The 20,484-nt window shown below is 66.8% G+C and carries 17 protein-coding genes; 4 read left to right on the top strand and 13 right to left on the bottom strand.

Going from position 1 to position 20,484, the window contains the following annotated elements:
* Positions 1-201 precede the first annotated feature (201 nt).
* The 6 genes from EO174_RS18255 to rpsU all read right to left on the bottom strand — a co-directional run bounded on the left by EO174_RS18255 (position 202) and on the right by rpsU (position 7,257).
* Positions 202-1,782, bottom strand: a complete 1,581-nt coding sequence (locus EO174_RS18255) for a thioredoxin family protein (protein ID WP_126946499.1) — start codon at positions 1,780-1,782, stop codon at positions 202-204.
* A gap of 269 nt (positions 1,783-2,051) precedes the next feature.
* Positions 2,052-3,056 (bottom strand): bile acid:sodium symporter family protein, encoded by a 1,005-nt coding sequence (locus tag EO174_RS18250; RefSeq protein ID WP_164739088.1) that lies wholly within the window; start codon positions 3,054-3,056, stop codon positions 2,052-2,054.
* A gap of 227 nt (positions 3,057-3,283) precedes the next feature.
* A complete protein-coding gene (gene dnaG / locus EO174_RS18245) occupies positions 3,284-5,032 on the bottom strand; it encodes a DNA primase (protein ID WP_126946497.1) in 1,749 nt (582 codons plus the stop codon).
* A 111-nt stretch (positions 5,033-5,143) separates the two neighbouring features.
* A complete protein-coding gene (locus EO174_RS18240) occupies positions 5,144-6,094 on the bottom strand; it encodes a YihY/virulence factor BrkB family protein (RefSeq protein ID WP_104584127.1) in 951 nt (316 codons plus the stop codon).
* 249 nt (positions 6,095-6,343) lie between these two features.
* Positions 6,344-6,790, bottom strand: coding sequence for a GatB/YqeY domain-containing protein (locus tag EO174_RS18235; protein ID WP_126946494.1), 447 nt, complete (start codon positions 6,788-6,790; stop codon positions 6,344-6,346).
* A gap of 251 nt (positions 6,791-7,041) precedes the next feature.
* Entirely contained in the window at positions 7,042-7,257 is a 216-nt protein-coding gene (gene rpsU, locus EO174_RS18230; RefSeq protein WP_002808376.1) for a 30S ribosomal protein S21, read from the bottom strand.
* 279 nt (positions 7,258-7,536) lie between these two features.
* Between rpsU and tsaD the strand changes: the two genes are divergently transcribed.
* The 3 genes from tsaD to EO174_RS18215 all read left to right on the top strand — a co-directional run bounded on the left by tsaD (position 7,537) and on the right by EO174_RS18215 (position 11,434).
* Complete coding sequence (gene tsaD / locus EO174_RS18225) at positions 7,537-8,601, top strand: tRNA (adenosine(37)-N6)-threonylcarbamoyltransferase complex transferase subunit TsaD (protein ID WP_126946491.1); 1,065 nt, start codon at positions 7,537-7,539, stop codon at positions 8,599-8,601.
* A 74-nt stretch (positions 8,602-8,675) separates the two neighbouring features.
* Positions 8,676-9,032 (top strand): dihydroneopterin aldolase, encoded by a 357-nt coding sequence (gene folB / locus EO174_RS18220; RefSeq protein WP_024938857.1) that lies wholly within the window; start codon positions 8,676-8,678, stop codon positions 9,030-9,032.
* Between the two features lie 230 nt (positions 9,033-9,262).
* Entirely contained in the window at positions 9,263-11,434 is a 2,172-nt protein-coding gene (locus tag EO174_RS18215; RefSeq protein ID WP_126946488.1) for a glycoside hydrolase family 3 N-terminal domain-containing protein, read from the top strand.
* A gap of 282 nt (positions 11,435-11,716) precedes the next feature.
* On the opposite strand, the gene EO174_RS18210 is transcribed toward EO174_RS18215, so the two are convergent.
* From EO174_RS18210 to EO174_RS18175, 7 genes are all read right to left on the bottom strand, one after another.
* Positions 11,717-12,895, bottom strand: coding sequence for a PQQ-dependent sugar dehydrogenase (locus EO174_RS18210; RefSeq protein ID WP_126946485.1), 1,179 nt, complete (start codon positions 12,893-12,895; stop codon positions 11,717-11,719).
* A gap of 344 nt (positions 12,896-13,239) precedes the next feature.
* Positions 13,240-13,572 (bottom strand): hypothetical protein, encoded by a 333-nt coding sequence (locus EO174_RS18205; RefSeq protein WP_119131675.1) that lies wholly within the window; start codon positions 13,570-13,572, stop codon positions 13,240-13,242.
* A gap of 187 nt (positions 13,573-13,759) precedes the next feature.
* The gene (locus tag EO174_RS18200) at positions 13,760-14,257 is read right to left on the bottom strand and encodes a hypothetical protein (RefSeq protein ID WP_119131676.1); all 498 of its coding nucleotides are present in this window, start codon (positions 14,255-14,257) and stop codon (positions 13,760-13,762) included.
* Between the two features lie 88 nt (positions 14,258-14,345).
* Positions 14,346-15,653 (bottom strand): APC family permease, encoded by a 1,308-nt coding sequence (locus EO174_RS18195; RefSeq protein ID WP_126946482.1) that lies wholly within the window; start codon positions 15,651-15,653, stop codon positions 14,346-14,348.
* A complete protein-coding gene (locus EO174_RS18190; RefSeq protein WP_126946479.1) occupies positions 15,650-16,426 on the bottom strand; it encodes a L,D-transpeptidase family protein in 777 nt (258 codons plus the stop codon). Before EO174_RS18190 ends, EO174_RS18195 begins: the two co-directional genes overlap by 4 nt.
* Positions 16,427-16,826: 400 nt before the next feature.
* Entirely contained in the window at positions 16,827-17,924 is a 1,098-nt protein-coding gene (locus tag EO174_RS18180) for a dipeptide epimerase (RefSeq protein ID WP_126946476.1), read from the bottom strand.
* A complete protein-coding gene (locus EO174_RS18175; RefSeq protein WP_126946473.1) occupies positions 17,921-19,333 on the bottom strand; it encodes an SH3 domain-containing protein in 1,413 nt (470 codons plus the stop codon). Before EO174_RS18175 ends, EO174_RS18180 begins: the two co-directional genes overlap by 4 nt.
* Before the next feature lie 310 nt (positions 19,334-19,643).
* Here EO174_RS18175 and EO174_RS18170 point away from each other — a divergent pair, with 310 nt between their 5' ends.
* Positions 19,644-20,450, top strand: a complete 807-nt coding sequence (locus EO174_RS18170) for an N-acetylmuramoyl-L-alanine amidase (RefSeq protein ID WP_126946470.1) — start codon at positions 19,644-19,646, stop codon at positions 20,448-20,450.
* Positions 20,451-20,484 lie beyond the last annotated feature (34 nt).

Below are 20,484 nucleotides of genomic sequence, written 5' to 3'. Positions count from 1 at the left end.
CCCGCCACCGCCAACAGCCATCGGTAGACCTGCCAGGCTGTTGGCGGAGTGAGCTGGCCGGTGGCTGCAACCGGCCCATCTCGCTCATAGCCGCCGGTTGCGCGCGTGGTCGGGCATCCGGCGGCCAACCGCCAAACCGCCGCTGCGATGGTGTCAGCGTGGCCACACTCGCGGTGCGGCTGGCTGCGCCGCCATGCCGGCTCAGCCCAACCAGCTGGCACATTCGCCGGTGTTCTTGCTGCCGCAGCTGCTCTGCATCTTCTGCTGCAGGCGCGCCAGCACCGCATTGCCGTCCTGGTGATGCTGCTTGCTCCAGGTCTTCAAGGCAGCGCCCAGCGTGGCGAAGCGCTGCCGGGTGCGTTGGCGGTAGCCATCGGGCTGCCCGGCCAGCTCGCCGATCACCTGCGTGGCAGCGGCTTCGATGCCGGCGGTGTCGTCCGGGCTGAGCCGGATCAGGCCATCCACGTACATCACGCCCCATTGCACACGGGTGGCCGGTCCTTGCGCGCTTTCGTACGCCTTCCTGAGCCAGGACAGCGCGGTCTTCTTATCGCCACGCTGTTCGGCCAGATCGGCCAGCTCGGGCATGTAGTAGTAAGGCGTCTTGCTGCGCGTCAACTCGGCCAGCAGCAACTGTTCGGCGCCGCTGTTGTCGCCCACCTTGCCGAGCAACGCTGCGGCGGTGCTGATGGTGGACTGGCGTTCCTCATCGGTCCTGGCGGTGTCGGTGGCCCATTGCACGCGTTGCTGCACGGTGTCGACCACGGTCTTGGGCAGCGGCGGTTGCGCGCCTTTGGCCTCGGTCTCGGTGGGCTGGCCTTGCGCCAGGCGGGCCAGCTGGATCCGTGCGTACGCGGTGCCGAGCCGGTCGGCGATCGGCAATGCAGGGTCGGCATAGATCTTGTCCAGCGCCAGATTCAGCGCGTTGGACAAGGTGGTGCGCTCGCCGGCATCGCTGCTGGCAGCGGCGACCAGCCGTGCGGGCATGTAGCTCAGCGTGCCGAGATTGGCACGCACCTCTGCCGGGTCGGCCAGCACCGCTTCCAGCAAGCTGCGCGACGCCGCGCTGGCGGCCGGTGGGTGCTTGGCTGCGGTAATCGCTGCCAGGGCGAAGCTGCGTTGCAGGGCCGGCTGCGGCGCCGACCTGGACAGGCGCGTGAGCACATCGACCGCCTGCTCCGGCTTGACCAGCCGGTCATCGGTGCCCCAGGCGTAGTTGCCGAGCACGGCCCAGTCGTCCGCGCTGAGTTGCTGCGGGCGCTGCAATGCGGTGTCGAGCAGTTGCCTGACGGTACTGGTGCTCTTGGCGGCCACGCGCAAGACATCGGCCAGACGCGCGTTGTCGGCATCGCCGGCCAGCCGGGTGATCTCGCTGCGATCCGGACGCAGCACGATGATGGTCGGATAGCCCTTGATGCCGAAGCGCTCGCCCCAGGCCTGCGCACCCTCCGAATCGCCATCCAGATGCACCGCCACGAATTGCTGGGTGCGGGCGATGAAGGTAGGGTCCTTGAACAAGGTGGCTTTCAGGCGATTGCAGGGCGGGCACCAGGCCGCACCCCAGTACAACAGGATCGGCTTGCCGCTTTCCCTGGCCTCGGCGAAGGCATCGTCGACATCGCCCTCGCGCCAGGCAATGCTGGACGCGGGCGCCGGCGTGGTCGCTGCCCCGGTCTGCGCGGGGGCGGCCGGCGTGGCGGGCTTGTTGCAGGCGGTGAGCGTGGCCAGTACCGCCAGCAGCGCGATCAGGGGCGGGGCAGGGCGTCGGAACGGCAGCGTCATGGCAATCACCGATGGGCGTGGCAGGCAGGTGGATCGAACACTCTAGCGAGCGGCACCGTGCCAGCGGCGGAGTGCGTCATGACCGTTGTATATCTGCTTACAACCCACAACGACACGCAGCCCGAACCGGTGTCGCGCCGGGCGTAGCGGCCTGGCGAATCCGGCGCAGGCAACCCACCGGTGGCAAGCAGCCTTTCTGGGCAGGACACGCAGCGCGGGAGGCGCCGGGTGTCATCGATCAGGCCACCGTCGTGCCGTGGCTGTCAGGTTCAATGCCCGCCGGCATCGGCCGGCGTCTCGCCCGGTGCGGTGCGTGCATAACGCGCGGCCACGAAGGCGCAGACGATCAGCTGCAGCTGGTGATACAGCATGATCGGCAACACGATCGCGCCCAGGCCACCGCCGGCAAACATCACCTTGGCCATCGGCACGCCGGTGGCCAGGCTCTTCTTCGAACCGCAGAAGACGATCGCGATCTCGTCGGCGCGGTTGAAGCGCAGGCGCCGCGCGATGAAGGTGATCGAGAGCATCGCCACCGCCAGCAGCAGCGCGGCCGCACCGAGCACCGCGAGCAAGGCCGGCAACGGCGTCTTCTGCCACAGGCCTTCGTTCACCGATGCGCTGAAGGCGGTGTAGACCACCAGCAGGATGGTGCCCTGGTCGGTATAACGCAGCACCGCGCGATGCCGTTCGACCCAGCCGCCGATCCACGGGCGCATGAAATGGCCAGCCAGAAACGGCACCAGCAACTGCAGCAGGATCTTGCCGATCGCCTCAGCCGGGTGCGCCATCGCGCCCTGACTGCCGACCAGGGCGCCCATCAGCAACGGTGTGAAGAACACCCCCAGCAGGCTGGAAAGCGAGGCGGCGCAGACAGCCGCCGGCACGTTGCCGCGCGCCATCGAGGTGAAGGCGATCGACGATTGCACCGTGGACGGCAGCGCGCACAGAAACAGCACGCCGATATACAGCTCCGGTGTCAGTGCAAGATGCGCGAGCGGTTTGAACAACAGCCCGAGCAGCGGGAACAGCACGAAGGTGCAGGCCAGGATCAGCAGATGCAGGCGCCAGTGCAGCGCGCCGGCCTTGACCGCCTCGCGCGACAGGCGCGCGCCGTGCAGGAAGAACAGCGCGGCAATCGCCACGTCGGTGACATCGTCCATGATCGCGGCGGCGGTGCCCGAGACCGGCAGGAACGAGGCGAGCGTGACCGTGCACAGCAGCGCGAGGGTGAATGGATCGATGCGCAGCCGCGCCAGCCAGTGTTTGATCATCGTGCGTATTGAGGGGGGAGCTGTCTGCAGAGTGCCATTGTAGAGGCCCGTGGGCCGCCTGCGAGTCGGTCGCGCCGGCATCGGCCGACACCCGGGACAGGAGTGAAGCAGTCAGCGCGGCGCTCGGCCCGATGGCCAGGATCTTGTTCAGGCAGCCATGAGCGCGTGCCTGCATGGCTGACCGGCTACGTCGGCAACAGGTGGTCTGCTCCGATTGCCCCCACGCGCTACAACGCGGCGAGCGCCTTGAACAGTTCGCGCAACTCGTACTTGTCGGTGTCGTCCAGGCCCTGCGCGCGCTGCTTGTCCTGCAGTTCGTCCAGGCGCTGCCGCAGCAATTGCTTGTCCAGTTGCGCGACCACGTCATGCAGCTCCATCGCCCAGCTGTGTTCGTCGCCGGGCAGTGCCTGGGCGGCCAGTTTCTGCAGGGCCACCAGTTCTTCGCGTTCGGCGAAGTGCTCCAGCAGCGCGCCGGTGCTGATTTCCGGGCGTTGCCGCACCAGCGCCAGCAGCTCCATCAACAGGTCGATGCCGGGCAGGCGCAGGCCGGAAAAATCGTGGTCGCCCTCCAGGCTCATCGCCAGCGACGGCCGCTGCAGCAGGATCGCGATCGAGGCGCGTACCAGGCTGCGTTTTTGCGTGGGCGCGCCCATGCGTGCAGGTGGCCGTCCTTGCGGTGCGGACGCCTGTGTCGCGCTGGTGGCGCCCACGCCGGTCAGGCGCGACAGTTCCTGCTTCATCAGATCGCCGAACGCACCTTCGGGAATCTGTGCCAGCATCGGCTTTGCGCGTTCGGCCAGCCGCGCCTTGCCATCGAGCGTGTGCAGATTGATCTCGCGCGACATCTCGTCGAAGAAGAACTGCGACAGCGGCGTGGCCTGTTTCAATCGCTGGTCGAAGGCCTGCGCGCCTTCCTTGCGCACGATGGTGTCCGGGTCCTCGCCGTCGGGCAGGAACAGGAAGAACGCCTGGCGGCCGTCCTTCATGCGTGGCAGCACCGATTCCAGTGCACGCCAGCCCGCCTTGCGGCCAGCGTTGTCGCCGTCGAAGCAGAAATACACATCCGGCGCGTTGCGGAACAACAACTCGGCATGTTCTGGCGTGGTCGCAGTGCCCAGCGTGGCCACCGCCTGGGTGACGCCGAACTGGAACAGCGAGACCACGTCCATATAGCCTTCCACCACGATCAGCCGCTCGATCTTCTGATTGGCCTGGCGCACCTGCCACAGGCCGTACAACTCGCGGCCCTTGTGGAACAGCGCGGTTTCCGGCGAATTGAGGTACTTCGGCCCCGGGTCGCGGCCATCTGCCGGCGCGCCCATGATGCGGCCGCCAAAGGCGATCACGCGGCCGCGGCGGTCGAAGATCGGGAACATCACCCGGTCGCGGAACTTGTCGTAGACATGGCCGCGATCGTTCTTGGAAAACAGCCCGGCGCGTTCGAGCACGCTCATGCGGCGCGCATCGGTGCCCAGGGTGTCCTTCAACGCGCTGTAGCCATCGGGGGCGTAACCGATCTGGAAGCGCGCGCGGTTGTCGGCATCCACGCCGCGGCCGTCCAGATAGTCGCGCGCGCGTTCGCTGCCCTCGAGCTGGCGCTGGAAGAACTTGGTCGCCGCTTCCAGTGCCGAATACAGCTCGCGGCTGTCGTCCTGCTGCTGCGGGGTGCGTTGCTGGGTCTCGCGCGGGATGTCCATGCCGGCGCGCTTGGCCAGCTCGTCGACCGCATCGAGGAATTCGAGACGGTCGTAATTCATCAGAAAGCTGATCGCGGTGCCGTGCGCGCCGCAGCCGAAGCAGTGATAGAACTGCTTGGTCGGCGAGACCGTGAACGAGGCCGACCGCTCGTCGTGGAAGGGGCAGCGCGCCGAATATTCCTTGCCCTGACGCTTGAGCGGCACCCGGCCGCCCACCACCTCGACGATGTCGGTGCGGGCAAGCAGTTCGTCGATGAACGCGTCGGGGATGCGGGCCATCCCGCTAGGATATCCCAGCCGCCGGCGTGCGCCGGCGTCAGTGAGCGACGGACCTCAGCGAAGCGAAGCCCGCTGCCTGCATATACGCGGCAGCAGGCTTCGCAGGCGCCATTAACTGCGCGTCGGGGCAGCCGGCGGCTGCGGCGTGGCGCCTGGGTCGGCGGCGACCGGGGGCAGGTTGTCCGTATCCACGCCGGCCTCGCGCAGCTTGCGATGCGAGCGCACGCGCTCATCGATCACCGCCGTCAGCAGGGCGCCGACAAAGAACACTACCGAGGCGTAGTACATCCACACCAGCAGGATCACCAGGGTGCCCATCGATCCGTATGCGCTGCCAGGGGCGGCCCTGGCGATGTACAGGCCGATGCCGTAGCGACCCAGCGCGAACAGCAGCGCAGTGATCACGCCGCCGACAAAGGCCTGCCGCCAGTTGACGGTGCGGTCGGGCAGATAGCGGTACAGGAAGGCGAAGGCGAGCGAATACAGCGCCAGGGTGGTGATGTAGCCGATCGCCGGCAGCACCGACGGCAAGCGTGCGAACACGACCTGCAACGCGGTGGTGGCAATCATCGACACGATCAACAAAAAGCCCAGTGCCAGGATCACGCCGAAGGAGAACACGCGCTTCTTCAGCCACGCCATCAGCCCTTCCAGGCGCTGCTTGTCGGTGCGGAAGATCAGGTTCAGCGCGTTCTGCAACTGCGCGAACACCGCAGTGGCACCGATGAACAGCAGCAGCGTGCTCCACAGTCCGGCCAGCGAACCCACGCCGGGTTGATCGGTGGCGTTGCGGATCACCGTATCGGCCACTTCCGCCGCGCTGCCGCCAGCCAGTTGCGCGATCTGCTGCACCAGCGCTTCCTGTGCAGGCGGATACAGCGAGGCGGTCAGCCACAGCAGCAGCACCAGCAGCGGTGCCAGCGACAGCAAGGCGTAGAACGACAGCGACGCGGCCTGCGTCATCACGTCGATCTCTAGAAAGCGATTGAGCAGTGCCATCGGCAGGCTGCGCTGCAGGCGGCTCAGGTGCTTTTGCAGGTGTTCGGTTGAGAGCTTCGTCACCGGCGGGGGAATCCTTGGGCATACCGTTATGTGCGCAGGCGTCGTGAGGCGAAGCCGGCATGCGGAATGCTTCACCCGGGCCTGTGCTGGCGAAGGTGTTCTAACAGGGCGTGTTCAAAGATCGGGTGAAAGCGGGCGCTGGATGTTGCGCGTGTGCTGCCGTTGAAACGGCGCTGCAGCCAGCCGCACGCAGGCGGCTGGTTGCGGTGCCCAGGCCACTCGGGCACAGGGCGCTGCGCAGGCGAAGACTCAGCCTGCCAGATGCTGCTTGACTAGTGTGGAGACCAGGCCCATGTCGGCCTGACCGGCCAGCTTGGGCTTGAGCGCGCCCATCAACTTGCCGATATCGGCCGGGCTGCTGGCACCGGTCTGCGCGATGGCTGCCTGGATGGCAGCGACGATCTCGGCTTCGCCCATCTTGGCCGGCAGGTAGCGCTCGATCACCACGATCTCCTCGCGCTCGATCTGCGCCAGGTCTTCGCGTGCGGCGGCTTCGTACTGGGTGACCGAGTCCTTGCGCTGCTTGACCATCTTGTCGAGCACGGCGATCACGGCGGCATCGTCCATCTCGATGCGCTCATCCACTTCCTTCTGCTTGATCGCGGCATTGATCAGCCGGATCACGCCCAGGCTGTGCTTGTCGCCGGACTTCATGGCGGCTTTCATGTCATCGGTGAGTTGCTGCTTGAGGGGCATGGTGTAACTCCTGGGAGTGCGTGTGACAGATGTGCCGATGCGCCATGACGGGCGCAGTGCATCGGCAGGAAGTGGGGCCTGAGCGGCGCGGACGACCGCGGGCACTGCCGGTCGCCTTTGCAGTTGTGCAGCGCTCGCCTGGCATCGGACCAATACAAAAAGCCGGCGACGCTTGCGCGTGCCGGCTCTTGGGTTCCACTCCGATGGGCCGCGCCTTCAGCGCATGCCCGTCGGCAAGGAACCGCGTTCGATCAGTACAAGCGCTGGCGCTTGGTGACGTCGCGCGAGGAACGACGCAACTGACGCTTCACAGCAGCGGCAGCCTTGCGCTTGCGCTCCTGGGTCGGCTTTTCATAGAACTCGCGCTTGCGGGTTTCGGCCAGCACGCCGGCCTTTTCGCAGGTGCGCTTGAAACGGCGGAGCGCAAATTCGAAGGGCTCGTTCTCGCGGACTTTAACGCTGGGCATGGGTTCTCCAGATAATGGGATTTCCGTCCGGGAGCCCCGGGCGGGTGCGAGCGGACTCGCGTGACGGAATTTCCGGGTTGCCCCGGCGAGCCGCGCATTATAACGACTTGCAGGCGGCCTGCAAGCCCCCGGCAGCATGTGCGCGTGCAGGCCTGCTAAACCCTGCGCTGGCGCGGGATCGGTGGCGATCGCCCGGCTGCGCAGCAGATCGCCCCTGGCCGATCTGCGCAGGGCAAAAGCTGCGAAAATAGGCCGCATGTGCCTGCCTGCCGAGTTGCCGTGAAAGTTCTTGGGATCGAATCATCATGCGATGAGACCGGTGTGGCGGTCTACGACACCGCGCTGTCCGGGGTGCCGGCGCTGCGCGCCCATGCGGTCTACAGCCAGATCGCGCTGCATGCCGAATACGGCGGGGTGGTGCCGGAGCTGGCCAGTCGCGACCATGTGCGCAAGCTGCTGCCGCTGATCCGCCAGACCCTGGACGAGGCCGAACTGGGGATCGACGAACTCGATGGGGTGGCCTATACCGCCGGCCCGGGCCTGGTCGGCGCACTCCTTGTCGGCGCGGGTGTGGCGCGATCGCTGGCCTGGGCGCTGGACGTGCCGGCGATCGGCGTGCATCACATGGAAGGCCATCTGCTGGCGCCGTTGATGGAAGACGACCCGCCGCAGCCACCGTTCGTGGCGCTGCTGGTCTCCGGCGGGCACACCCAGCTGGTGTCGGTGAAGGCGCTGGGCGAGTACGCCGTGCTTGGCGAGACGCTGGACGATGCGGCCGGCGAGGCCTTCGACAAGACTGCCAAGATGATGGGCCTGCCGTATCCGGGCGGACCGCAGCTGGCCGCCCTGGCCGAAGCCGGCGCCCCTGGGCGCTACAAATTCGCCCGGCCGATGACCGACCGGCCCGGGCTGGATTTCAGTTTCAGCGGGCTCAAGACCCAGGTGCTGCTGGCCTGGCGCGGCAGTGACCAGTCCGACACCACGCGGGCGGATATCGCACGCGGGTTCGAGGATGCGGTGGTGGAGACGCTGGCAATCAAATGCCTGCGCGCGCTGGATGCGGCCGATTGCAACACCCTGGTGGTGGCCGGCGGCGTTGGCGCCAACAAGCGCCTGCGCGCGCGCCTGCAGGAGGCGGCGCAGCGTCGCGGTGGCCGGGTGTGCTTCCCGCGGCCGGCCCTGTGCACCGACAACGGCGCGATGATCGCCTTCGCCGGCGCGCTGCGGCTGGAGGCCGGCGAGCGCGCCGATGCGGCGGTGCATGTGACGCCGCGCTGGGATATGGCTGCGCTGCCGCCGCTGGCGGCGGCGCGGGATTCGGGAGTGGGGATTGGAGATTCGTAGAAGCTAGTCCCTCTACCTGCTGTCTGTCGCGCTCTTGCCAATCCCCAATCCCGAATCCCCAATCACGGCTCCCAATGGACAAAGTTTTTATCGAAGGCCTGGAAATCGATGCGCTGATCGGCATCTACGACTGGGAGCGGCGCATCCGCCAGACGCTGCGGTTCGATCTGGAAATGGGCTTCGACAACCGCATTCCGGCCGCCAGCGACGATATCGCCGATACCTTGAATTACAAGGCGGTGAGCAAGCGGCTGATCGAATTCGTGCAGGCATCGGACTTCGGGCTGGTCGAGACCCTGGCCGAGCGCTGCGCGGCGATCGTGCTGGACGAATTCGGCGTGCACTGGCTGCGGTTGAAGCTGAGCAAGCCCGGTGCGGTGCGCGGCGCGCAGGCGGTGGGGGTGATCATCGAGCGCGAGCGGGCCCGCTGACGGCCACCGAGTGCTGCCTCGGGCGGCGCCTTCGGGCCATGCCGAGCCCCGGAGATCCACCCGGCACCGGACCAGCGGTCCACGACCACGCGACCGATCCACAGCGCCAACGCGTGGTTCAACCGGCCCCTGCAAATCCCGGATCCCGCATTCCAAATCCCGACACTTGCCCCCTCGCGGTCGCGTCAGGCTAGAATTGACGGCCATGTAAACGTTTTCTCAAGGATCTCATGGCTGCTGATCGTATCGAAACCCTGATTGCCCAGATGACCGTCGAAGAGAAGGTCGGACAGTTGGGTGTGTTCGCCGACATGGTGCGGCCGTTCGCACCGGACGTGAATCCCGAAGCCAACGTGCTCAACGCCGACGAGGTGCTGCAGCAGGTGCGCGCGGGTCGGGTCGGCTCGCTGTTCAACGGCGTCGGCGCTGCGCTGGGCGCACAGATCCAGAAGGTGGCGGTGGAAGAAAGCCGCCTGGGCATCCCGGTGATCCTGGCGGCGGATGTGATCCACGGCATGCGCACGGTGTTCCCGATTCCGCTGGGCGAAGCGGCCAGCTTCGAACCCGAACTGGCCGAGCGCACCGCGCGCGCCACCGCGATCGAAGCGACCGCCGCCGGCCTGCACTGGACCTACGCACCGGCCGTGGACATCGCGCGCGACCAGCGCTGGGGCCGTGGCGCGGAAGGTGCCGGCGAAGACGTGGTGCTGGGCGCGGCGTTTGCCGCCGCCCGCGTGCGCGGCTTCCAGGGCAGCGATCTGAAGGCCGACGACTGCCTGCTGGCCACGCCCAAGCACTTCGCCGCCTACGGTGCGGTGGCGGCGGGCATGGAATACAACACCGTGGACATCGCGCCGCAGACCCTGCGCGATGTGCACCTGCCGCCGTTCAAGGCCGCCTTCGATGCCGGCGCATTGACCGTGATGTCCTCGTTCAACGACATCAACGGCGTGCCGGCCAGCGCCAACCACGAATTGCTGACCGAGATCCTGCGCGGTGAATGGCAATTCCCCGGCGTGGTGATTTCCGATTACACCGCCGACATGGAACTGATTGCGCACGGCTATGCGGCCGATGAGCGCGATGCGACCAAGAAGGCGTTCCTGGCCGGCCTGGATCTGAGCATGCAGAGCGGTTTCTATGCCGCGCATCTGCCGTCGCTGGTGGAAAGTGGCGAGGTGCCGATGGCCACGCTGGATGCCAGCGTCCGCCGCATGCTGCAGCTGAAGGAAGCGATCGGGCTGTTCGACAACCCGTACCGCTCGCTGGATCCGGCACGCGAAGCCGATACCACGCATCTGCCCGCGCACGATGCGCTGTCGCGCGATGCGGCGCGGCGTTCGATCGTGTTGCTGAAGAACGACGGCGACCTGTTGCCGCTGAAGAAAAGCGGCCAGCGCATCGCGCTGATCGGGCCGTTCGTGCAGGACCGCGAGAACATCGAGGGTTGCTGGACGCTGTTCGGCGAAAAGGACCGCTATGTGACCCTGGAGCAGGGCGTGCGTGCGGTGGTCGGCAGCGAGCATTTGACGGTGGTGCCGGGCTGCGGCCTGGAAGAGGCGCTGCCGGGTGGTATTTCCGCCGCCATCGATGCGGCGCAGGCTGCCGACGTGGTAGTGCTGGCGCTGGGCGAGCCGCAGCGGTTCAGTGGCGAGGCGCAGTCGCGCACCGAGATCGTGTTGCCGCCGGCGCAGCAGGCATTGGCCGAAGCCATCGCCGCCACCGGCACGCCGATGGTGGTGTTGCTGCGCAATGGCCGCGCGCTGGCCCTGAGCGGTGCAGTGCGCGATGCCGATGCGATTGCAGTGACCTGGTACCTGGGCACGCAGACCGGTACCGGCGTGGCCGATGTATTGTTCGGCGACTACAACCCGTCCGCGCGTCTGCCGATCAGCTTTCCGCAGGTGACCGGGCAACAGCCGTATTTCTACAACCATCTGCGCACCGGTCGCCCGGAACTGCCGACGCTGTCCGAGTACAAGGCGCGCTGGCGCGAGATGCCCAACGAGCCGCTGTATCCGTTCGGCCATGGCCTGAGCTACACCACCTTTGCCTATGCGCAGCCGCAGTTGAGCAGCGCGCAGCTTGGCTGGGACCAGACGCTGACCATCACCACGCGCGTCACCAACACCGGCCGCGTGGCCGGCGAGGAAGTGGTGCAGCTGTATGTGCACGATCGGGTGGCCAGCCGCGTGCGCCCGGTGCGCGAACTCAAGGGCTTCCGCAAGGTGCTGTTGCAGCCCGGCGAAAGCGCGGACGTGACCTTCACCCTGGCGCGCGACGCGCTGGCCTTCACCAATCACAGGAACGTGTTTGGTGCCGAGCCGGGGGTGTTCGATGTATGGGTGTGCGCATCGGCCAAGAGTGGCGAGGCAGTGACGTTCGAGTTGCTGGACGCCTGAGCACACCCGGGCGTGGTGCGCGCACTCGCGTAGTCAGGCAGCGCGTGCGGCTATTGCTTCAGGTTAAACGATGACGGACGTGGCCTAAGGGCGCGCCGTCATCGGGTCACGGGTGACGCAGGCGCGTAACTGATCGGTGTTGCCACGGTGCGTGGATTCTGCGTGTGCCGCGACATGCACCGCACCGGATCGAACGTGGCTTGGCCGCGAAAATCGTGGCCACCGCCAGCACGCGGTTGACGTGTGGCGGTGGCACGATCCCCTGGACGCACTTCCGCGCAATTACGCGTCGTTCTCGACCGCCGCCTTGCTCTTGGGCGTCAGCTTGAGCAGGCGCCCGGTGCTGCCGCTGGCTTCGTCTTCCAGCAACCACAGCGCGCCGTCCGGACCCTGTTCCACTTCGCGAATGCGCGCGCCCATGTCGTAGCGGGCCAGCTCACGCGGCTGATCGCTAAGGGACACCTGCACCAGCGCCATCGACGACAAGCCGCCGATGAAGCCGTTGCCGCGCCATGCCGGAAACTGCTTGCCGCTGTAGATCACAAAGCCGGCCGGCGAGATCACCGGAGTCCAGCTGATCTTGGGCGCGGCAAATTCCGGGCGGGTATTGTGGTCCGGGATCGGGGTGCCGTCGTAGTTGTCGCCGTTGGAGACGACCGGGTAACCGTAGTTGGCGCCGCGCTGGATCAGGTTCAGCTCATCGCCGCCAAGCGGACCCATTTCGTGTTCCCACAGGCGCCCCTTGCCGTCGAAGGCCAGGCCGAGAATATTGCGGTGACCCAGCGACCACACCTGCGCGGCAACGCCGCCCTGTGCAGCGAATGGGTTGTCGGCCGGCACGCTGCCGTCATCATTGAGACGGATCAGCTTGCCGAGATTGGCTTGCATGTCCTGGGCCGGGGTGAACTTCTGGCGCTCGCTGGAGCTGATCCACAGCTTGCCATCCGGGCCGAAGGCCAGCCGATGCCCGAAGTGACCGTTGCCGGTGACCTTGGGATCCTGGCGCCAGATCACCTTCAAATCCGACAGCGTGCCGCCGCCGGTGCCATCCAGCGTGAGCTTGGCCCTTGCCACCGCAGCGCCGCGCGTATCGCCCTGCCCGGGTTCGGCGTAGCTGACATAGACCAGGCCATTCTTGGCAAAGCGCGGATGTGCCAGTACATCGCCGAAGCCGCCCTGGCCGCCGTAGGCCACTGCCGGAATGCCGGTAATGGCGCTCTTGCGTTTGGTCTTGAGGTCAAGCCGCATCAGCGCACCGCGTTTTTCGCTGACCAGCAGGCTGCCGTCCGGCAGGAAGGTCATCGCCCAGGGCTCGTCAAAATCGGCAACGGTGGTGGCCTGGAACGGCCACTGCGCCTTGGGAATGGCGGCAGCCGGCGCGACGGCAGGCGCAGCACATGCGGCGGTGGTGGTGAACAAGCTGGCCGAGCAGGCCAGGGCAAGCAGACGTCGGACAGACATGAGGTCCTCCAGGGGATGGGCGCAGTGACGTTGCAGCCCTCCCGCAACGTGTCCTGCGTTGGGTTTTCAACACCTTACACGACGCCGTCGGGGCCGCCCTTGTCGTAGATCACTCTCTGCGGAACGCGCTTATCCCGAAGCGTTGTTTCACCATGAAGCGAGTTTCGGTGGCTGCATCGCACTAGGGCCGCCCGTCCGGTGCGATCGCGTGCGAAAGGACAGGCCCGATGCGGTGGGACCGACGATGCATCGCACCGTACCGCCAGTATTGGAAAGGCATCCGTCGCCACTGCTGCGCGAGCTGGTGATACAACAACGCCACCTCGACGGTGGCGTTGTTGTGTTCAGGGCCTGGACTTGTTGTCGCCGGCGACGAAGTCTGCCGCATTTTCCCAGGCGCGCTTGACTGCGTGACGCGCCTTGCTCCAACTCAGGCCATTGGTGCCGCGGTTGGCTTCCCAATCGCGGTGCAACTCCGCTTCCACCTGGTCGTAGGCGCGCGCGTTTTCGCGGATACGCGCCTCGTGTCCGGCAAGGTAGGCGCTCTCGTAATCCTCGTAGCGGTCCCCTTCGGTGTAATACGATTCTTCGGTGAAGCGCTCGCGCCAATAGTTGGATACGTTCTGGCTGCGGTCTTCGTCCGGCGCACGGCCTGGAATCTGATACGGCACGTTCATGCTCGTCTCCGTGGTGAATGTACGCCCTAACCTAGGCGGGCGGGTGTTAAATCCGTTGCCATGGCGGGTGAGGAGGGCATCAAGACATGTCGGCGTTTGGCAACCGCTTGCCGGCCGCGCTGTGTGGCGCGCCGCGTCGTCGATGCCGGACGCGACGCATGCGAGGCTGCCAGTGCATGCGCACGCATCACGTCGCAGCCGATGCGGCCTCATATGGCAGCGGCGTGGCGCCGGCGGCATTCAGGCTGGCCTCTGCGTGCTGCAGCGATGGCTCGTCGGCATCGATGATCACCAGCACGCGCCCTGCCTGGATTTCGTCCTCGAATTGGCGGCGTACCGGGTCGGGCACGGTGGCGCCGATCAACGCAGATGACCAGGTGCCGACCAGAGCCCCTGCCAGCGCCATGACACCTGCCCCGGCAATGGTGAGCCCGATCGGAGGCACGGCGATCGCGACCAGCCCGGCCACCAGGCCCGCAGCGCCACCGGTCGCGGCGCCGCGCGCTGCGGCGGGGAGAAAATCCGTCTTGGCATCCTTGCGCTCGTCGGGAATGCCTTCGAGTTCGATATCCGAACGGGCAATCAACGACAGCCCATCGTTGTCGATGCCGGCGCTGCGTGCGGCCTGCATGACGCGTTGCGCACTCTCGATATCGGGCGTGCTGTAGACACGGCGCAGTTTCATCGCAAGCTCCCATGCAGGTCAGGGCTGCAGCGTTGGACGTGCGCGGTTAGTCGTACGTGAGCGTTGCGCGAGCGTCCTGCGAAAGTGGTTATGCAGGCTTGCGCGGGAACAGGTAGATCACCCAGCCCACCAGCAGCGCCACACCGGCGGCCGCCAGGTTCTGCCAGCTGGCGCTGGCGAGCAGGCCCAGCGACAGCAGCAGCGCGGCGATGGGAATGGCCGGCCCGCCGGGCAGGCGCAAGGTGTCGGTGCGTTGCCGGTAGCGACGCGCCAGCACGATCACTGCCGCGGCCGTGCCGATATAGGCAAACAGCCGGGTGACCATCGACAGCAATGCCAGCTGCGTGAACGAGCCCGACACCGCCAGCGCCAGCGACAGCACGCCCTGGGTCAGCACCGCCGCTGCCGGGGTGTGGAAGCGTGGATGCACACGTGCCAGAAATGCCGGGCCGTAGCCATCTTGCGCCAGCGCGAACAGAAAACGCGGCCCGAGCATGACCGTGTTGCTGGTGGTGCCGAGGATGGAAATGGTGGCGCCGACGGTGAGGATCAGTGCCAGCGCTTCGCCGCCGAAACGGCTTGCGGCATCGGCCAAGGGCGTGGGCGAGGCGGCGAGATTGGGCAGCGTGCCCTGTGCCACGACCTGGACCGCCGCATAGATCAAGGTGACGGTGACGATCATGGTGATCAGCGCAAATGGCACATCGCGACGCGGGTTGCGGTACTCGCCAGCGGCCGCAGGGATGTTTTCGAACCCGGCATAGGCGAACAGCAGCAGCAAGGCGGCTTCGCCGAGATTGCCCAGGTCGCGCAGGTCCGGTGTGGTCCCGGCAAAGGCCCACGACCAGTCCACGTAGAACATACCGATTGCCACGAACAGCAGCAACGGCACCAGCTTGCCGATCACCAGCGCAATGCCGGTACGCGCAGCCGATTTCACCCCGATCACGTTGATGGCGGTGAGCATACCCAAAGAACCGACGACCACCAGCAGGCGCGCCCAGTGATCGGTTGCCACGGTCGGCCAGAACCGCGCGACCGCGTCGGCCAGGCCGTTGCTCAATGCCGCTGCCGAACTGATGCGGGTGAGCCAGATCATCCAGCCGATCTGAAAGCCGACAAACGGGCCGAACGCCTCACGCGTGTACAGATAACTGCCGCCCGGGGTGTCGAAATAGCTCGCCGCCTGCGCGTAGCACAACACCAGCAGTGCCACTGCCAGACCGGCCAGCATCACTGCCCACAGGCTCATCGGCCCGAGCAGCGCAGCGGTGGCCGCCGGCAGCAGATAGATGCCGCTGCCGATGACGTCGTTGATGGACAAGCCGACGATCTGCCAGCGGCTGACCACGCGGACCAGGCCAGTGGGGTCGGGTGCGGGAGCCGCGCTGCTCATCGGCCCACCTCCTTCAACTCGGGCAACTGCCACTGGGCCTGCAGGCGTGCGTATTCGGCACGCGGCAACAGCACGAACAGTGGTGTGTCGTCGGGCTTCAACCAGGCCAGCAGGCGTTGCATATCGGCTGGCGCCATCGCAGTGCAGCCGGCGGTGAACTGGCCCGGCGTGCGCCACAGATGCGCGAAGATGCAGCTGCCATGCCCGGGCACCGCATCGGGATTGTGCGCGATCACAAAGCCCTCGCTGTAGCGCGCATCGCCGGGATGTTGCAGGTCCAGGCGCATCCGTTCGCTCGACCCGGCCACTGCGGCCTCCCCGACCTGCGCGGCGTCGACGATACGGTTGTACAGCGGCGAGCTCGGCACATCCATGCAGTAGTGGGTGGCGCTCATCGCCTGGTACGGCATGGCGCTGTCGATCTGTTGGGCGTAACCGAAGGCCGGGCCGATCGCGAACACACCGGCCGGGCTGCGGCCGTCGCCTTCGCGCTTCTGCGGGCCTTGCGTCTGCTTTGGATGCAGGCCATCGCCCCAGGCGCTGCCGTGGCGCCCGAGCGCGACCGTAAAGCCCGGTGCGGCCGGTTGCCAGTGACCGTCCACACGGGTGAATGTCTGTAGGCGTGCCTGGGTGCTGTCCCAATCCGGCGTGGTCACCACGACCAGTGCGCGCGCCTGATTCAAGGCGTCGATTGGGCCGGCAGCGACGGCAAGGCTGCTGCAGCTTGCCAGCGCCAGCAGCGCAACGGATCGAAACACGGTGGCAAGGCGCATGCAGGCTCCGGGGGAATGGGTCTGGCAGGGTGAGCTGCGTTGAGTCGATCGGCTGTTGGCGGCGACAGTGCGGTGCTTCGACACTGCATTGCTGACCAACACCTTATCGCTACTGTACCCAGCAACGCAGCTGTGTAGTGCATGCATGCGCGATGTTCGTGTGCGTGCTTGGCGGGCCTTGGAGCGGCTGAGACCATTCGAGAGTGCGGGTATGCATGGTTTCAGTAGGGCAACCGACGAACTTTCTGGTGCGGTGCCCTGGCCGTTTGCGGGACCGTGTGGCGGCCTGGATGCCGCCACCGAGCCCCCACGGACGGATTCACGGCGTGTCCTGCGAGCGGCAAGGGCACCGCGCGCTCGACCGACCGACCGACGCGGCTTGGAAATATCCAATGGCGCGTTAGCCCGGCAACAGCTCCAGCCCGCGGATGCGGCGGATCCCCAGGCCTGGCGAGTCGTCGATATGAATCCGGGCATCGTCGAAATGCACGTCGCCCTCGGTGGGATCGAACTGCCCGAGTGCAGGCGCATCCAGATCCGCCAGGGTGATGCTGTCGGCCTTGGCCACTGCCAGATGCACTGCCGCAGCCACGCTGATGCTGGATTCGATCATGCAGCCGATCATGCACGGCACCCCGTACACGGCCGCGATATCGGCAATGCGGATCGCATTGGATAGCCCGCCGGTCTTCATCAGCTTGATGTTGACGATATCGGCGGCGCGGCGCTGGATGAGGTCGATCACCTGGACCGGCGAGAACACGCTTTCGTCGGCCATCACCGGCGTGTCGATCCGTGCGCTGACAAACGCCAACCCGTCGATGTCCGCGGCCCTGACCGGCTGTTCCACCAGTTCCATCACGACGCCGGCGTGTTCCAGCGTGCGCATGGTGCGCACCGCCTGTTTGGGCGTCCAGCCCTGGTTGGCATCCAGGCGCAGCGATGCGCGACCAGCGACAGCGGCGTGCATCGCCATGATTCGTTCGACGTCCGAGTCGCTGTCCTTGCCGACCTTGATCTTCAGCGACCGATAGCCGCGTGCGAGCGCCGAGTGCGCCTGCGCCACCATCACCTCGATGGTATCGACGCTGATGGTGATGTCGGTGGTGATGCGCGGCGTGCCGCCGCCAAGCGCCTGGTAGAGCGGGGTGCCGAAGGCCTGCGCCCATAGATCGTAGAGCGCGATCTCCACCGCCGCCTTGGCGCTGCTGTTGCGCTCCAGCGCGTGTTGCACCAGCACGCATAGCCGGTTGAGATCGGCCACGTCCTGGCCGATCAACGCCGGGCCGATGCAATGGCTGATGGCGGCGATGATGGCGCCGTGCGTATCGCCGGTGATCGGCGCGGTGGCCGGCGCGGCGCCATAACCGATATGGCCACTATCGGTCTGCAGCAGCACCACCACGTCCTCGATCGCCTGCACGGTGCGGACCGCTGTCTTGAACGGGGTCTTCAATGGCACGCGCAGCATGCCGAGGCGAAAGCCGGTGATCTTCATGGGGAGCCAATCGGTGCGATGCGTTGGATGCGGGTGATGTGATCGACGAACGGCGTGCCGTCGCTGGCGAGCAGGGGCAGCAGCGGGGTCACCGACACACCGTTCAAGCGCGCGCGCTGCACGCTGCCGGCCGCGTCGCGGTAATGGGCACCGGCCACATCATGGATCACCCATGGTGCGCCGTGCTCGTGTCCGATCACCAGCATCACATGACCGGGGATATAGATCAGATCGCCGACCTGCAGCCGTGCAAGTTGCTGCAGGCGCTGCGGCAGTGGCGCCTGCGTCTGGAACGGAACGCCGAGCAGTGCCGGACTGCGTGCCTGGTCGCCGGTATTGCGTGGCAATGCGATGCCCAGGCTGCGATACACATCCAGCACGAACCCACTGCAGTCGCGCGCATCGTAGTCGTTGCCCCAGCCATAGCGTTCGCCGAGGAATTTGAACGCCTGCTGCAGCAATGCCGCAGGCGTGGCCGGCAGCGGGCCAAGGCGCACGTCGGCGCCGCGCGGAATCAGTGCCGGCACCAGCTGCAAACGCCCGTCGCTGCCGCGCAGCGGCAACTGCACGACATAGGCAGCCTGCGGCAGCTGCCCGTTGACCGGCTGTTGCGGCGGCCAGTCGCCGAGCAGCGGCACGCTGGTGCCCATGTCCAGCGTCAGTGCGGAAACGGCCGGCACGTCCGGGGTGTAGGCGCTCTGCACGCGTGCGCCGGTGACCAGCAGCTGCGGGCGGCGGCGTGCGTAGTCCAGCACCTCGCGACGCGTGCCCAGGGCAATCCGGTCGGCAGCAATCCAGGCCGCATAGTTGGCCGCCAGCACGAAGTGCCATGCACCATCGGCGCTGGTATGCAGCACCGCCACCGGCGTGCCGGGGTAGAGCGCCGATTCCTGGAAGCGGTCGATATCGTGGTCGTCGGTGGTGCTGAACACGCGCTGCGCGGTGGGGAAGGTGCGCAGTGCCGCACGCTGCACCACCAGTGCAAACCGTGGCACGACCTGTGCGGGCAGTGCCTCCAGTGCCAGGGCCTGGCGCAGCGTCGCAAGGCGCAAGGCATCGATGCTGCGCCCATCGCTGTCGTAGAGCGCACGCGTCGGTGTGGCCGACCGTGCTTCGATGCGCGCGCGCACCTCGGCCGCGGGTAGTACCTCGGCCAGCTGCGACAGGTCGTGCATGGAGCTATCGTCGCGCAGCAAGCGTGCATTGAGGCCGGCAATCTGCGCGGCCGTCATGCGCAGCGTTTGCGCGTTGCGACTGCGCTGGATCCAGTAGTCGGCCCCCAACTGCGCATCGCTGGCCGCAAATGGCGCGGTGTGCGGCGTTGGGGTGGCAGGGTTTGCCGCAGCGGCACCGCAGGGCAGGCCGATGACCAGCAGCAACAACGTCAGCAGGCAGCGCGACAATGGCATGAAGAAGACTCTTGAGGGGTGCAGCGACTGACGAGAAATCTGTGCAATGAACCACGACCGCAAGCGCCGTGTGGAGGTGCGAGGGCTGCGCCGGTTTGTAGTGTACGCATGCACACGTATCCCTGGCGTGGCTTGCATGGTGCTGGGCGCTGGCCGGGTTCGGAAGTGCCCGCGCAGCCGCCGGCCTGTCGCCTGCCGCAGCGGCGTGACGCACGCCATCGCCCGCCCGGCAGATAATGGGCGCGTCGCATGCGCGGCCCATCGGGCTCAGGTACAGCGCAGGCCCTTGTCGTTTCGCCAGGAGAATCCGATGTCATCTGCTTCCACGCCATCGCCATCGTCGTGGCTACGCGCCGCGCTATGTCTGGTGGTGCTGTCATTGGGCGCGTGTGCGCACACGCCGCAGCGCAATCCGCTGGCCCGGTGGGTGCCTTCGCCCAATTACGACGCACGGCGGCCGATCCTGATCGTGCTGCACTTCACCGACCAGCAGTCGGTGCCGCAGAGCCTGGGCACGCTGCGCGGGCGCAATAGCGGCGGTCGGGTCAGTGCCCACTATCTGATTGGCGAAGATGGCACACGCTATCAACTGGTCAGCGACGACCAGCGCGCCTGGCACGGCGGTGCCGGGCGCTGGGGCACCATCACCGACATCAACTCCGCCTCGATCGGCATCGAGCTGGACAACGACGGCAGCGAGCCGTTCGCGCCCGCCCAGATCGACAGCCTGCTGGTGCTGCTGGAGGACCTGTGCACCCGCCTGCGCATCCCGCGCACGCAGATCGTTGGCCACGAAGACGTGGCGCCGACCCGCAAGAACGACCCCGGCCCGTTGTTTCCGTGGAAACGCCTGGCCGACGCCGGCTTCGGCCGCTGGCCTGCCGCCGATGCCCCCGCCGCGCCGGCAGGTTTCGATCCCTGGCAGGCGCTCGCCTTGCTCGGCTACAGCCTCGACGATCCCGCCGCCACCCTGCAGGCGTTTCATCATCACTACCGCAGCAGCGACGCCCGCACGCTGGATGCCGAGGATGTGCGCATCCTGCATGCGTTGACCGGGCCGCTGCGACTACCCGGCCTGCCGGCTGCGGCAGAACGGCTTGAGAGCGACGGTTCATAGGTGCATCGTGGTCGCAGCCGCCATGCGTCTTCTT

Source organism: Xanthomonas sp. BRIP62418 (assembly GCF_003993495.1).
GTDB classification, from domain to species: Bacteria; Pseudomonadota; Gammaproteobacteria; order Xanthomonadales; family Xanthomonadaceae; genus Xanthomonas; species Xanthomonas euroxanthea.
Note: the sequence above shows the minus strand (reverse complement) of the source record. Positions and strands in the feature narration are given on the sequence as shown.